Origin of the sequence: Xanthobacter pseudotagetidis (assembly GCF_043194795.2) — a bacterium.
GTDB classification, from domain to species: Bacteria; Pseudomonadota; Alphaproteobacteria; order Rhizobiales; family Xanthobacteraceae; genus Xanthobacter; species Xanthobacter tagetidis_A.
In genome coordinates this window covers 190,901-203,857 of sequence record NZ_CM195534.1, presented here as the reverse complement: position 1 = coordinate 203,857, position 12,957 = coordinate 190,901, and the positions used below count along the sequence as shown (strand labels likewise).

The following is a 12,957-nucleotide window of genomic DNA, read 5'->3' as shown; positions in this document are numbered from 1 at the left end:
GCGCTCATCCTTCCCGTCCCGCCGGCAGGCCGAAGGCGCGCGCCGCGCTGTCGAGGAAGCCGCGGGTGATGGCGAACAGCTCCGGCTCGTCGAGGAGGAAGGCGTCGTGGCCCTTGTCGCTCTCGATCTCGGCGAACGACACGCTCGCCCCCGAGGCGTTCAGCGCATGGACGATGGCGCGCGAATCCTGCGTCGGGAACAGCCAGTCCGAGGTGAAGGAGACGAGGCAGAAGCGCGTCTTCGAGCCGGCGAAGGCGTTGGCGAGCACGCCGCCATAGTCGGCGGCGAGGTCGAAATAGTCCATGGCGCGGGTGACGTAGAGATAGGAGTTGGCGTCGAAGCGCTGCACGAAGCTCTCGCCCTGGTGCCGCAGATAGCTCTCCACCTGGAAGTCGGCGTCGAAGCCGAAGGTGGGGTTGGCGCGGTCCTGCAGCCGGCGGCCGAACTTGCGGTGCAGCGCCTGGTCGGACAGGTAGGTGATGTGCGCCGCCATGCGCGCCACCGCCAGCCCGCGATGGGGCGTCACACCGTCGGCGAGGTAGCGTCCGCCGCGCCAGTCGGGATCGGCCATCACCGCCTGCCGGCCGACCTCGTGGAAGGCGATGTTCTGCGCCGAATGGCGCGCCCCGGTGGCGATGGGCAGCGCCGAGAACACCCGCTCGGGATAGCTCGCCGCCCATTGCAGCACCTGCATGCCGCCCATGGAGCCGCCGGCGACGCACAACAGCTTCTCGATGCCCAGATGGTCGAGCAGCATGGCCTGCGCGTTCACCATGTCGCGGATGGTCACCACCGGCATGTCGAGGCCGTAGGCCTTGCCGTTGGCGGGATTGGTGGAGGCCGGCCCGGTGGTGCCCATGCAGCCGCCGAGCACGTTGGACGAGATGACGAAGAAGCGCTCGGTGTCGATGGGCCGGCCCGGCCCGACCATGGTCTCCCACCAGCCCGGTTTGCCGGTGACGGGGTTCGGGTTCGCCGCGTGCTGGTCGCCGGTCAGCGCGTGGCACACCAGGATGGCGTTGGAGCGCGCGGCATTGGGCTCGCCATAGGTCTGGTAGGCGATCTGCAGGTGCGGCAGCGCGACGCCGGCATCGAGGCGCAGCGGCTGGTCCGCGCCGAAGCGCACGACAGCGGAGTGGGGCTCGTTGACCTCCTGCCGCGCCTTGGCCTCGATGTTCGGCAGAAGGGACGATGCGTCCTGTGGAACGAACGATGTCATGGCCTCCACCAAAGCGACGGCGCCTCGCTCCTGTCAAGCGCCGCGGGCGGGTGGCGGGGGCGTGCGGGGATGCCTTGCGGGCGGGAAGGTCTGTCGCTTCCGCACCGGCGTCGGATATGCGGTATATATGAACGGATACATGATCCACAGCAGCTTGAGGACGCGGGATGGGGTGGCGCACCTGGCACGGCGCGGGCGCGATCGGGCGGGCGGGGCTTGCGGCGCTGGCGTTGCTCGCGCTGGCGATCGCGCCGGCGACGGCCCGCAGCGTGACCGATTCGGCGGGGCGGACGGTGGAGGTGCCGGACCGGATCGCGCGGGTGTTCGCCGCCGGCCCGCCGGCCTCGGTGCTGCTCTACGTGGTGGCGCCGCGGAAGATGACCGGCTGGGTGCGCACGCCCCGGCCGGCCGAGCGCGAGCTGCTCCTGCCGATCGTGCGGGACCTGCCCGAGACCGGCCGCCTCACCGGGCGGGGCGACACGCTGAACCTCGAACGGCTGATCGCCGCCAGGCCCGATCTGATCGTCGATTTCGGCACCATTACAGACACCTACCGCTCGCTCGCCGACCGGGTGCAGGCCCAGACCGGCATCCCCTACATCCTGATCGACGGGCGCTTCTCCAACACCCCGGCGGCGCTGCGCCTCGTCGGCGCGATCCTCGGCGAAGCGGCGCGCGGCGCCGCGCTCGCGGCCGCCGCCGAGGCCATTTTCGCCCGCGTCGACAAGGCGTTGGCTGAGGTGCCGCCGGAGCGCCGGCCGCGCGTCTACCTCGCCCGCGGCCCCGAGGGGCTGGAGACCGGAACCCGCGGCTCCATCAACGCCGAGACCATCGAGCGGGTGGGCGCCGTCAACGTCGCCGAGGGCTTGCGGGAGAAGGGCGCGCTTGCCGCCGTGTCGCCGGAGCAGGTGATCGCGTGGGCGCCCGACACCATCGTCGCCCTCGACCCGCTCTTCGCCGCCACCGTGGCGCAGCAGCCGGCCTGGAGGCCGGTGCCGGCGGTGAAGGCGGGGCGGGTGTTCCTGGCGCCCAGCCTGCCGTTCGGCTTCGTCGACGCGCCGCCCTCGGTGAACCGGCTCGCCGGCCTCCTGTGGCTGCTCCACACGCTCTATCCGGCCCAGGCCGGCGGCGCGATGGAGGACGACCTGGCCGATTTCTACCAGGTATTCTACCAAATCCCGCTCGGTCCAGTCCTGCCCGCCCGCCCGGCCGGCGAGCCGGCCCGATGAGGGCGGCGCGGACCGCCGCCGCGCTCGGCCTTCTGTCGGCGCTGCTCGGCGCGAGCCTGGTGATCGCCGCCGGCATCGGCCCGTTCCCCATCTCCCCCCGGGACGTCCTCACGTCCCTTCTCACGGTCCCGTTCGGCGAAACGAACGACGCGGCGGCCGCCACCGTGCTGTTCCAGATCCGCCTGCCGCGCATCCTCGCGGCGGCGCTGGTGGGAGCGGCGCTTTCCGCCGCCGGGGCGGCCTACCAGAGCCTGTTCCGCAATCCCCTGGTCTCCCCGGACATCCTGGGCGTCTCCACCGGGGCGGGGTTCGGCGCGGTGCTCGGCATCCTCATGGGGCTGAACGTCGCGGCGATCCAGCTCATGGGGTTCGCCGGCGGGCTCGCCACGGTGGCGGTGGTGCTGCTGCTGGCGCGGGCGCTCAGGGGCGGCGGCGACATCCTGGTGCTGGTGCTCGCCGGCATCGTCGTCGGCGCGCTGGCGGGGGCGGCGATCGCGCTGGTGAAGGTGCTGGCGGACCCCTACGAGCAGCTGCCCGCCATCACGTTCTGGCTGCTGGGCAGCCTCTCCGGCGTCAAGCCGCAGGACGTGGCGGCGGTGGCGCCGGCCATCGGCCTCGGCCTCGCGGCGCTGCTGCTGGCGCGCTGGCGCATCGGCGTGCTGTCGCTGGGCGAGGAGGAGGCGCAGGCGCTTGGCGTCGAAACCCGCCGGACGCGGGCGCTGGCGATCGGCGGCGCCACCCTCGTCACCGCCAGCGCGGTCGCGGTCTCCGGCGTCATCGGCTGGGTCGGGCTGATGGTGCCGCACATGGCGCGCCTGATCGTCGGCGCGCGCTTCGACCGGCTGCTGCCGGCCTCGATCCTGCTCGGCGCCGCCTTCATGGTGATGGTGGACACGCTGGCCCGCTCGGTGGCACGGATCGAGATTCCGCTCGGCGTGCTGACGGCGCTCATCGGCGGGCCCGCCTTCGTCTGGCTGCTGGCGCGCCGCCGGCGGAGCCTCGTGCCGTGAGCGGACGGGAGGCGGCGCCGCCGGTCACAGCTCTTCTGGAGGCCGAGGGCCTCGCCATCGGCCATGGCGGCCGCGCGCTGGCGCGGGACCTGTCGCTGCGCCTCGACGCCGGCACCGTCACCTGCCTTCTCGGTCCCAACGGGGTCGGCAAGACGACGCTGTTCAAGACCCTGCTCGGCCTGCTGCCGCCGATCGCCGGCGCCGTCCGCCTCGCCGGCGCGCCGCTCGCCGCGCTCGGCGCCGGGGCCAGGGCGCGCGTCGTCGCCTACGTGCCCCAGGCGAGCCCAAGCGACTTCAACTATGCGGTCCTCGACATGGTGGTGATGGGCCGCACGGCCCATCTCGGCGCCTTCGGCGCGCCCGGCCCGCGCGACGTCGCGGCAGCGGCGGCGGCGCTGGCCACGCTCGGCATCGGCGATCTCGGGCCGCGCGCGTTCAACCACCTGTCCGGCGGCCAGCGGCAACTGGTCCTGGTGGCCCGCGCGCTGGCGCAAGGCGCGCCCGTGATCGTCATGGACGAGCCCACCGCCAGCCTCGACCTCGCCAACCGCCTCAAGGTGCTGCGGGAGGCGCGGGCGCTGGCGGCGCGCGGCCTCGCGGTGCTGATCTCCACCCACGAGCCGGAGCAGGCGCTGGCGCTGGCGGACCGGGTGGCGGTGCTGGGCGCCGGCGGTTGGTTCGCGGCCGGGCCGGCGCCGGAGGTGCTGACCGGGGCGACGCTGAGCCGCCTCTACGGCGTGCCGCTCACGGTGGAGCGCGCGCCCTCGGGGCGGCTGGTGGTGAGCCCGGCGGAGGGTGGCGGTGGGGCGTGAGGGCACAAGCGCGGCATCGGCGCCATCGCTCTTCCCTCTCCCTTGCGGGCGAGGGGCGGGGGTTGGGGGGCGCCGGGTGTGTCGCCACTCTCACCCCGCACCCTAACGCTCTCCCGCAAGGGGAGAGGGGACGAGAGAGGGCAAGAGGGGGACGCGAAAGCACCAACCGCCGTCGCCCTCCGGCTTGACCGGAGGGCCCATGGACGCTGGATCTGAGCCCAGCGGCCCTTGGATGCTCCGGTCAAGCCGGAGCATGACGGCGGGAGGGCGGAACGCGCGGCGCGGGGCAGAGGGCAGGGGATAGCGAGGAGAGCTAAGGAGGGGGCAGCGAGGAAGGCGGGGAGGGGCAGCTGGCCAGGGCCTGGCGTGCGGCCGGCGCTGCGACCACCCACCGCCCGCGCCCGCCGCGCCAGGAACAGCCCGGCAACACCATCCCTGCGCCGATTCGCGCCGGCTTCGTTCCCGCCCCGTTCCGCGCGGCCCCTTTCGCCATCGCGCCCGCGTCCCAATATGCTACACAGCCTCCCTCAAACGAGCGGATTCCCCACAGCCGATGGATGACGTGACCCAATGGGCCGTGCTGCCCCGCTCGATCCGGGCGCGGGGGGTGAGCGCGGTCCTCGGCCCCACCAATACCGGCAAGACCCATCTCGCCATCGAGCGCATGCTGGGCCACGAGAGCGGGCTCATCGGCCTGCCGCTGCGGCTGCTGGCGCGAGAGGTCTACCAGCGCATCGTCGAGCGCATCGGGCCGGACAAGGTCGCCCTCGTCACCGGCGAGGAGAAGATCAAGCCGAAGGACCCGCGCTACTGGGTCGCCACCGTGGAGGCCATGCCGCGCGACGTGGACGTGGCGTTCGTCGCCATCGACGAGATCCAGCTCGCCGGCGACTTCGACCGCGGCCACGTCTTCACCGACCGCATCCTCAACCGGCGCGGCCGCCACGAGACCCTGCTGCTCGGCTCCGGCACCATGCGCGGCGTGGTGGAGAGGCTCATCCCCGGCGTGAGCGTGCAGGTGCGCCCGCGCCTGTCCACGCTCTCGTTCGCCGGCGAGAAGAAGATCTCGCGCCTGCCGCGCCGCTCGGCCATCGTCGCCTTCTCGGCCGAGGAGGTCTATTCCATCGCCGAGTTCATCCGCCGCCAGAGGGGCGGGGCGGCGGTGGTGATGGGCGCGCTCTCGCCGCGCACCCGCAACGCCCAGGTCGAACTCTACCAGTCCGGCGACGTCGACTATCTGGTGGCCACCGACGCGGTGGGCATGGGCCTCAACCTCGACGTGGACCATGTGGCGTTCGCCTCGGACCGCAAGTTCGACGGCTGGCAGTTCCGCCGTCTCAATCCCTCCGAGATGGCGCAGATCGCCGGGCGCGCCGGCCGGGCGACCCGCGACGGCACCTTCGGCTCCACCGGCCGCTGCCCGCCCTTCGAGCAGGAATTGGTGGAGCGCCTGGAGGCCCACGCGTTCGATGCCGTGAAGGTGTTGCAATGGCGCAACGGGGCGCTGGACTTCGGCTCCATCGCCGCTCTGGCGGCGAGCCTTGCCGCCGTCCCGCGCGAGGAGGGCCTCGCCCGCGCGCCCACGGCGGACGACGTCAAGGTGCTGGAGATCATGGGCGCGGATGGCGCCGTCGCAGGCCGCGTCAGGTCTCCCGCCGAGGTGGAGCGGCTCTGGCAGGTGTGCCAGGTGCCCGACTATCGCAAGATCTCCCCGGGCGCCCATGCGGAGCTGGTGGCGACGCTTTTCGGCCATGTGGGGGCCGGTGGCCGCATCCCCGACGACTGGTTCGCGCGTCAAATCGCCTTGACCGATCGCCCAGAAGGCGACATCGACACGTTGTCGAGACGGATCGCGCAGGTGAGGACCCTCACCTTCGTCGCGAACCGGCCCGATTGGCTAGAAGACCCGCAGTACTGGCAAGGCGTCACGAGAGGGGTCGAGGACAAGCTGTCCGATGCACTGCACGAGAGGCTGGCGCAGCGTTTCGTGGACCGTCGGACCAGCGTGCTCATGCGGCGCCTGCGAGAGAACACGATGCTTGAGACCGAGATCAGCAAGACCGGTGACGTGACTGTCGAGGGACATGTCATCGGCCACCTCCACGGCTTCCAGTTCGCTCCCGACCCCGCCACCGGCGGCGAGGAGGCGAAGGCCTTGCGCGCGGCCGCGCAGAAGGCGCTGGCAGGCGAGATCGAGGCGCGCGCCCTGCGCGTCTCGCAGGCGGTGGACGAGGCCTTCGTCCTCACCAACGACGGCACCATCCGCTGGACCGGCGAGGCGGTGGCCAAGCTCATCCCCGGCGACGAGGTCCTGAAGCCGCGCTTCAAGGTCATCGCTGACGAGCACCTCTCCGGCGCCGCGCGCGAGCCGGTGGAGGCGCGCCTGACGCTGTGGGTCGGCGCCCACATCGAGAAGCTGCTCGGGCCGCTGAACAAGCTCGCCGGCGCGGAGGACATCACCGGCATCGGCCGCGGCATCGCCTTCCAGATCGTCGAGAGCCTCGGCGTGCTGGAGCGCGCCAAGGTGGCCGAGGAGATGAAGTCCCTCGACCAGGCGGCGCGCGCCACGCTGCGCGGCTACGGCGTGCGCTTCGGCGCCCACCACATCTACCTGCCCGGCCTGCTGAAGCCGGCGCCCCGCTCGCTCGCGGCCGAGCTCTACGCGCTGAAGCATGGCGGCCTCGCCCAGAAGGGCCTCGACGAGCTGCCGCATCTGGCCGCGTCGGGCCGCACCTCGATCCCGGTGGACCACGAGGTGCAGAAGGGGCTCTACCGCGCCGTGGGCTTCCGCGTGTGCGGCGAGCGCGCGGTGCGCGTCGACATCCTCGAGCGCCTCGCCGACCTGATCCGCCCGGCGCTCGCCTGGCGGCCCAACTCGCCCGGCCCCAAGCCGCCGGGCGCGGTGGACGGGCGCGGCTTCACCGTGACCGTGGGCATGACCTCGCTCGCCGGCTGCTCGGGCGAGGACTTCGCCTCGATCCTGAAGTCGCTCGGCTACCGCATGGAGCGCCGCCCGCCGCCGCCGCCGGAGGCCGAGGCGGCCCCGGCCGCCGCACCCGAGGCTGTAGCGCCCGAGGCCGTCGCGCTCGTGCCGGTGCCGGAAGGCGCCATCGAGGCGGACCTGCTGTTCGACGCGCCCGCCGAGGCGGCTGCCGACGCGGCCGCGCAGGCCGTGTCCGAGAGCGCCCCGGCGCCCGAGGCCGCGGACGCTGCGGAAGAGGCCGCCGAAGCGGCGGACGCCGCGGAAGCCGCTGACGCCGCTGACGCCCCCGCCGGCGAGGAGGCCGTCCAGGACGACCTGCCGGCCGAGGACGCGGCGGAGGCGGAGGCGGTCGTCGAGGCGCTGGAGGCGAGCGGCGATCCCACCGCCGCCGAGACCGCCGCCGAAGTGGACGCGCCCGCCCCTCCCGGCGGCCCCGAGGCCGTGGAGGGCGCGCCGGCGGAACCCGAGATGATCGAGGTCTGGCGTCCCGGCCGCCCGCCGGGCGCGCCGCGCCGGGACCGGCCCCAGGGCCAGCGCCAGGGGCAAAGGCCCCAGGGGGATCGCCCGCAGGGAGAACGTCCTCAGGGCGAGCGCTTCCAAGGCGAGCGCTTCCAGGGCGACCGGCGCCGCGAGGGGCGCCCGCCCCATCGCCGCAGCGAGAACGCGCCGGAAGGCGCCGAGGCCGAGCGCGGGCCGCGCCCGCCGCGTCCCGACCGTCCGCCGCGCGGGCCGCGCGAGGGCGGCGACCAGCCGCGTCCGCCCCGGGGCGAGCACCGGCCGGCCCATCAGGACCGCCGGCGCGACAAGCCGCTCGATCCCGACAGCCCCTTCGCGGCCCTGGCGGCGCTGAAGGCGCGCATGGAATCGGAGAAGAAGGGCAACTGAGGCGTGAACGCCCCCGCGCCGCGCCAGCGCATCGACCTCTGGCTCTGGCACGCGCGGGTGGTGCGCACCCGCGCCGCGGCCGCCGACTTGGTGCGGGCCGGCCACGTGCGGGTGGACGGGCGCAGGGTGGATGCGGCCGGCCAGGGGGTGCGGGCCGGCCAGGTGCTCACGGTGGGGCTGGACCGGTCCGTGCGCGTTCTGCGAATCGTTCGCTTTTCCGAGCGGCGCGGGAATGCTACTGCTGCCTCTGCGCTTTTCGAAGAAATCACAGGCGAATGAAGTTGTTATTCGGGCGCGGCGCCGTATCGCCTTGCCTGCGCCATGCGGGTGCGCTAGGCCGTCGCGCGAAAGGGAACCCTCAATGACCTACGTCGTCACCGAGAACTGCATCCGCTGCAAGTACATGGACTGCGTCTCCGTGTGCCCGGTGGACTGTTTCTACGAGGGCGAGAACATGCTCGTCATCCATCCCGACGAGTGCATCGACTGCGGCGTGTGCGAGTCCGAGTGCCCGGCCGAGGCCATCAGCCCCGATTCCACGCCCGGCCTCGAGAAATGGCTCGCCTTGAACGCGGAATACGCCAAGGTGTGGCCCAACATCACCCTCAAGCGCGACGCGCCGCCGGACGCCAAGGAGTGGGACGGCAAGCCGGGCAAGGAGGAGCTGTTCTCCCCGGAGCCCGGCCAGGGCGACTGACGGCGTCCCCCGCTCAGGGCGCCGCCTTCAGCTGCTCGTACTGCGAGAGGACCACCTTTCCGTCCGCGTCGAGATAGGCGCGGCCGAACTTGGAGGCCTGCAGGTCCGGCAGGTTCTGGTAGATGGTGCCGCCGATGGGCGGCAGGGCTTCGGGCGTGGCGCAGGGCACCGCGACGGTCACCTCCTGGCCCTCGGCGTAGGCGGTGCCGCGCTCGACCTTCGCCACCTTGCCGGCCACGGCGCAGTTGCCGAACTCGCGCTTGGGCGCGCTGACCTTCTCCACCGCGATCACGATCACGCTCGCGGCATTGTTGCGCGCCGATTCATAGACGTAAGGCGGCATCACTGCGCGGGCCGCGCCCGACGCCAAGACCGCGGCGCCGAGGGCCGCCGCCGCGAGGACGCGGCCGGCGCCCCCGAACCGTGCCGTGCCGACAAGCATCATCCCATTCTCCCTTCGCCCGTTCCGTGCCGGACGGTTTTTCTCTATATAGCCGCCATGCTCGAGACCTCCCAGCCCTCGGCCGCCGCCATCGCCGGCGACCTGCCCGATTTCGCCCGCCGGCGCACCTTCGCCATCATCTCCCATCCGGACGCGGGCAAGACGACGCTGACGGAAAAGCTGCTGCTCGCCTCCGGCGCCATCCGCATGGCCGGCCACGTGAAGGCGCGCGGCGAGCGCCGCCGCACCCGCTCGGACTGGATGGAGATCGAGCAGCAGCGCGGCATCTCCGTCACCTCCTCGGTGATGACCTTCGAGCGCGACGGCATCGTCTTCAACCTGCTCGACACGCCGGGCCATTCGGACTTCTCCGAGGACACCTACCGCACCCTCTCGGCCGTGGACGCGGCGGTGATGGTGATCGACGCCGCCAAGGGCATCGAGAGCCAGACCCGCAAGCTGTTCGAGGTCTGCCGCCTGCGCGACATTCCCATCTTCACCTTCGTCAACAAGGTGGACCGCGAGAGCCTCGACCCCATCGCGCTGATGGACGAGGTGTCCTTCACGCTGGCCCTCGACCTCACCCCGCTCACCTGGCCCATCGGCATGGGCGTGGACTTCCGCGGCCTCATCGACATCATGGGCAAGCGCGCTCTGCTCGCCACCGAGCGCGGCGGCCCGCTGGTGCGGGAGGTGCCGTTCGACGCGCCGGAGGACCTGATCGGGCTCGACGGCGTGGAGGAGCGCATCCTCAACGAATCCGTCGAGAGCCTGACGCTGGCGCTCGGCGTGCTGCCGCCGTTCGACCTCGCCGCCTTCCGCGAGGGCCACCTCTCGCCGGTCTATTTCGGCTCGGCGCTGAAGGAGGCGGGCGTGGCGGAGCTGCTGTCCGGCCTCGGCTCCGTGGGCCCGAGCCCGCTGCCGCGTTCCGCGGCCGGCGCGCGCACGGTGGAGCCGGCGGAGGACCTCGTCTCCGGCTTCGTCTTCAAGGTGCAGGCCAACATGGACCCGAACCACCGGGACCGCGTCGCCTTCGTGCGCCTGTGCTCGGGCCGCTTCAAGCGCGGCATGAAGCTGTTCAACCCGCGCGAGAAGCGCAACATGGCGATCGCCAACCCGATCTTCTTCTTCGCCCAGGAGCGCGAGACGGTGGACGAGGCGGTGGCCGGCGACATCATTGGCATCCCCAACCACGGCATGCTGCGCGTCGGCGACACCCTCTCCGAGGGCGAGGCGATCCGCTTCGAGGGCCTGCCGGACTTCGCGCCCGAGATCCTGCGACGGGTGCTGCTCTCGGACCCCATGAAGGCCAAGCAGCTGCAGAAGGCGCTGCAGGACATGGCGGAGGAGGGCGTGGTGCAGGTGCTGAAGCCCGTCAACGATCCCGCCCCCATCGTCGGCGTGGTCGGCACGCTCCAGCTCGACGTGCTCGCGGCGCGGCTGGAGAAGGAATACGGCGTGCCGATCCGCTACGAGACCACCTCCTACGTCACCGCCCGCTGGATCGTCGGCGAGCGCGCCGAGGTGGACCGCTTCCTGGAGCTCAACCGCTCCTCCACCGCCCGCGACCGCGACGAGGCGCCGGTCTATCTCGCCCGCAGCCAGTGGGTGCTCGACCGCGCCATCGAGGAATGGCCGAAGCTCAAGTTCGTGGCCGTCAAGGAACGCGGCTGACCCCAACCCGATCCATCAGCATCAAGGGCCGCCGCCGGGGCCGGCCCCAACGGAGGACCAGATGGCCGACGCCGCCCGCCTTGCCGAACTCGCCCGCATCATCGACGACGCCTTCGAGAACCGCGCCGAGATCGGCTTCGCCACCATGGGCGCGGTGCGCCTCGCCGTGGACGAGGCGCTCTCGCTGCTCGACGGCGGCGCCGCCCGTGTCGCCGAGCAGTCCGCCAACGGCGCGTGGACGGTGAACCAGTGGCTGAAGAAGGCGGTGCTGCTCTCGTTCCGCCTCAACGACATGGGCGCCATCGGCGGCGGCCCGGGCGGGGCGCACTGGTGGGACAAGGTGCCCTCGAAGTTCCTCTCCTGGAGCGAGGCCGACTTCCGCGCGGCGGGCTTCCGCGCCGTGCCGGGCGCCATCGTGCGCCGCTCCGCCTTCATCGCGCCGAACGTGGTGCTGATGCCCTCGTTCGTGAACCTCGGCGCCCATGTGGGCGAGGGCACCATGGTGGACACCTGGGCGACGGTGGGCTCGTGCGCGCAGATCGGCAAGAACGTGCATCTCTCCGGCGGCGTGGGCATCGGCGGCGTGCTGGAGCCGCTCCAGGCCGGCCCGGTCATCATCGAGGACGACTGCTTCATCGGCGCCCGCTCCGAGGTGGTGGAGGGCGTGGTGGTGCGTCGCGGCTCGGTGCTCTCCATGGGCGTCTTCATCTCCGCCTCCACCAAGATCATCGACCGCCAGACGGGCGAGGTGTTCATCGGCGAGGTGCCGGCCTATTCGGTGGTGGTGCCCGGCGCGCTTCCCGGCAAGCCGCTGCCCGACGGCACGCCCGGCCCCTCGCTCTACTGCGCGGTGATCGTGAAGCGGGTGGACGCGCAGACCCGGTCGAAGACCTCCATCAACGATCTGCTGCGCGACTGAGGCGGCGCCTTCGGTCGCGGCGGGACGCGGCCTCCCCGGCCGGCGGCTCGGGCCGGGCGCGGCGGATTCGCGCGCGCCGGCGTCGGTGCCGGGCCTCCGGTCCCGGCCACCGCGCGCTGGCATGTTCCCGGCAGGTCCGGCGCCCGGCCGGCGGAGCCGCGGCGGGGGCCTGACGGGACCCGCCTGGCCGTTCCGGGCCCTGGCCCCGCCGCGTGGCGCAGGGCATGGGAAACACCGGCGGCCGGCGAGAAAGCGGCTTGCGCGGCGCCGATCAGCTTGTATATTCCGCCGCCTCGCCTGGGTGCGGCGCAAGTTCCGGCGCGGCACGATTTCTGAAGCATCGGAAGCGGCTGGGTGGGCTCCGTCTTCGGACGGGGTGCGAGGGGCCGGATGGCCGAAGGCGCATGGTCCGCCTTCTGCGGCCGACCCCGACGCGAGTGCTGCGTGCGCCCTGCGTGCGCTGGGAGAGGTGGCCGAGTGGTTGAAGGCGCACAGACCGCCTTCGGCGGTCGCCTTTTCCAAGAGTTAGCGTGCGCCCTGCGTGCGCTGGGAGAGGTGGCCGAGTGGTTGAAGGCGCACGCCTGGAACGCGTGTATACGGGAAACCGTATCGAGGGTTCGAATCCCTCTCTCTCCGCCAATTTCAACAGATAAACATCTGAAAATAAAACGAAATTACTCCATCGCGGAATCGCGCCCCAGCATCTGCCCTAGCGCGCGCCTTGGCTCGTGGTGGTCCTTGGTGGACATAACCGGGATTTGCCGGGATCAGATGGGATTTGGCGGGATAGCGGCTCAGGCCGCCTCCCATACCCTGTTTAGGATCTGCGCTGCGAGAACTGTCCAGGTGGGTAGTCCGGAAGCGAAGAGGCGATGATCTGCACGACGGTCGCGGGGTCGTCCACCTAACGCTGCGCTACATTCGCGACAGCCGATGGTGCTGGCGCCTGACGCCATGGCAGCGTGGCTGGATTGCTGGGCACAGGAAGGGCCTCGTGATGAGGCGCCCGCACCAGCGCTACGGGAGTGGATCGTTTCGACTTAGGTCAACAAGGCCAGTGTCGGCGACGATGATCCAAGCGTGATTG

The 12,957-nt window shown here is 72.0% G+C and carries 10 protein-coding genes and 1 tRNA gene; 9 read left to right on the top strand and 2 right to left on the bottom strand.

Annotated features, from left to right (window positions below; translation table 11 throughout):
* Window positions 1–4 precede the first annotated feature (4 nt).
* Window positions 5–1,219 carry a homoserine O-acetyltransferase MetX gene (gene metX / locus V5F67_RS00950; RefSeq protein ID WP_394020685.1) on the bottom strand — a complete coding sequence of 405 codons (1,215 nt, stop codon included), beginning with the start codon at window positions 1,217–1,219 and terminating at the stop codon, window positions 5–7.
* Between the two features lie 167 nt (window positions 1,220–1,386).
* On the opposite strand from metX, the gene V5F67_RS00945 reads away from it, so the two are divergent.
* From V5F67_RS00945 to fdxA, 6 genes are all read left to right on the top strand, one after another.
* Window positions 1,387–2,448 carry an ABC transporter substrate-binding protein gene (locus tag V5F67_RS00945; RefSeq protein WP_394020686.1) on the top strand — a complete coding sequence of 354 codons (1,062 nt, stop codon included), beginning with the start codon at window positions 1,387–1,389 and terminating at the stop codon, window positions 2,446–2,448.
* Window positions 2,445–3,458 (top strand): FecCD family ABC transporter permease, encoded by a 1,014-nt coding sequence (locus V5F67_RS00940; protein WP_394020687.1) that lies wholly within the window; start codon window positions 2,445–2,447, stop codon window positions 3,456–3,458. The genes V5F67_RS00945 and V5F67_RS00940 overlap by 4 nt, the downstream gene beginning before the upstream one ends.
* Window positions 3,455–4,270: an ABC transporter ATP-binding protein gene (locus V5F67_RS00935; protein WP_394020688.1), complete on the top strand. Its 816-nt coding sequence runs from the start codon at window positions 3,455–3,457 to the stop codon at window positions 4,268–4,270. The genes V5F67_RS00940 and V5F67_RS00935 overlap by 4 nt, the downstream gene beginning before the upstream one ends.
* A 553-nt stretch (window positions 4,271–4,823) precedes the next feature.
* Window positions 4,824–8,138, top strand: coding sequence for a helicase-related protein (locus V5F67_RS00930; RefSeq protein ID WP_394020689.1), 3,315 nt, complete (start codon window positions 4,824–4,826; stop codon window positions 8,136–8,138).
* 3 nt (window positions 8,139–8,141) lie between these two features.
* Window positions 8,142–8,417 (top strand): RNA-binding S4 domain-containing protein, encoded by a 276-nt coding sequence (locus V5F67_RS00925; RefSeq protein ID WP_394020690.1) that lies wholly within the window; start codon window positions 8,142–8,144, stop codon window positions 8,415–8,417.
* 82 nt (window positions 8,418–8,499) lie between these two features.
* Complete coding sequence (fdxA, locus tag V5F67_RS00920; RefSeq protein ID WP_394020691.1) at window positions 8,500–8,835, top strand: ferredoxin FdxA; 336 nt, start codon at window positions 8,500–8,502, stop codon at window positions 8,833–8,835.
* 13 nt (window positions 8,836–8,848) lie between these two features.
* On the opposite strand, the gene V5F67_RS00915 is transcribed toward fdxA, so the two are convergent.
* Complete coding sequence (locus V5F67_RS00915; protein WP_394020692.1) at window positions 8,849–9,280, bottom strand: hypothetical protein; 432 nt, start codon at window positions 9,278–9,280, stop codon at window positions 8,849–8,851.
* Between the two features lie 54 nt (window positions 9,281–9,334).
* Here V5F67_RS00915 and V5F67_RS00910 point away from each other — a divergent pair, with 54 nt between their 5' ends.
* The 3 genes from V5F67_RS00910 to V5F67_RS00900 all read left to right on the top strand — a co-directional run bounded on the left by V5F67_RS00910 (window position 9,335) and on the right by V5F67_RS00900 (window position 12,509).
* Entirely contained in the window at window positions 9,335–10,951 is a 1,617-nt protein-coding gene (locus V5F67_RS00910; protein ID WP_394020693.1) for a peptide chain release factor 3, read from the top strand.
* A gap of 61 nt (window positions 10,952–11,012) precedes the next feature.
* Window positions 11,013–11,870, top strand: a complete 858-nt coding sequence (dapD, locus tag V5F67_RS00905; protein WP_394020694.1) for a 2,3,4,5-tetrahydropyridine-2,6-dicarboxylate N-succinyltransferase — start codon at window positions 11,013–11,015, stop codon at window positions 11,868–11,870.
* 549 nt (window positions 11,871–12,419) lie between these two features.
* Window positions 12,420–12,509 (top strand) — tRNA-Ser (locus tag V5F67_RS00900).
* Window positions 12,510–12,957: the final 448 nt, after the last annotated feature.

What these genes read in the sequence shown, in the direction of transcription:
- metX (WP_394020685.1), bottom strand. Translation starts at nt 1,219, where the DNA reads ATGACATCGTTCGTTCCACAGGACGCATCGTCCCTTCTGCCGAACATC.
- V5F67_RS00945 (WP_394020686.1), top strand. Translation starts at nt 1,387, where the DNA reads ATGGGGTGGCGCACCTGGCACGGCGCGGGCGCGATCGGGCGGGCGGGG.
- V5F67_RS00940 (WP_394020687.1), top strand. Translation starts at nt 2,445, where the DNA reads ATGAGGGCGGCGCGGACCGCCGCCGCGCTCGGCCTTCTGTCGGCGCTG.
- V5F67_RS00930 (WP_394020689.1), top strand. Translation starts at nt 4,824, where the DNA reads ATGGATGACGTGACCCAATGGGCCGTGCTGCCCCGCTCGATCCGGGCG.
- fdxA (WP_394020691.1), top strand. Translation starts at nt 8,500, where the DNA reads ATGACCTACGTCGTCACCGAGAACTGCATCCGCTGCAAGTACATGGAC.
- V5F67_RS00915 (WP_394020692.1), bottom strand. Translation starts at nt 9,280, where the DNA reads ATGATGCTTGTCGGCACGGCACGGTTCGGGGGCGCCGGCCGCGTCCTC.
- V5F67_RS00910 (WP_394020693.1), top strand. Translation starts at nt 9,335, where the DNA reads ATGCTCGAGACCTCCCAGCCCTCGGCCGCCGCCATCGCCGGCGACCTG.
- dapD (WP_394020694.1), top strand. Translation starts at nt 11,013, where the DNA reads ATGGCCGACGCCGCCCGCCTTGCCGAACTCGCCCGCATCATCGACGAC.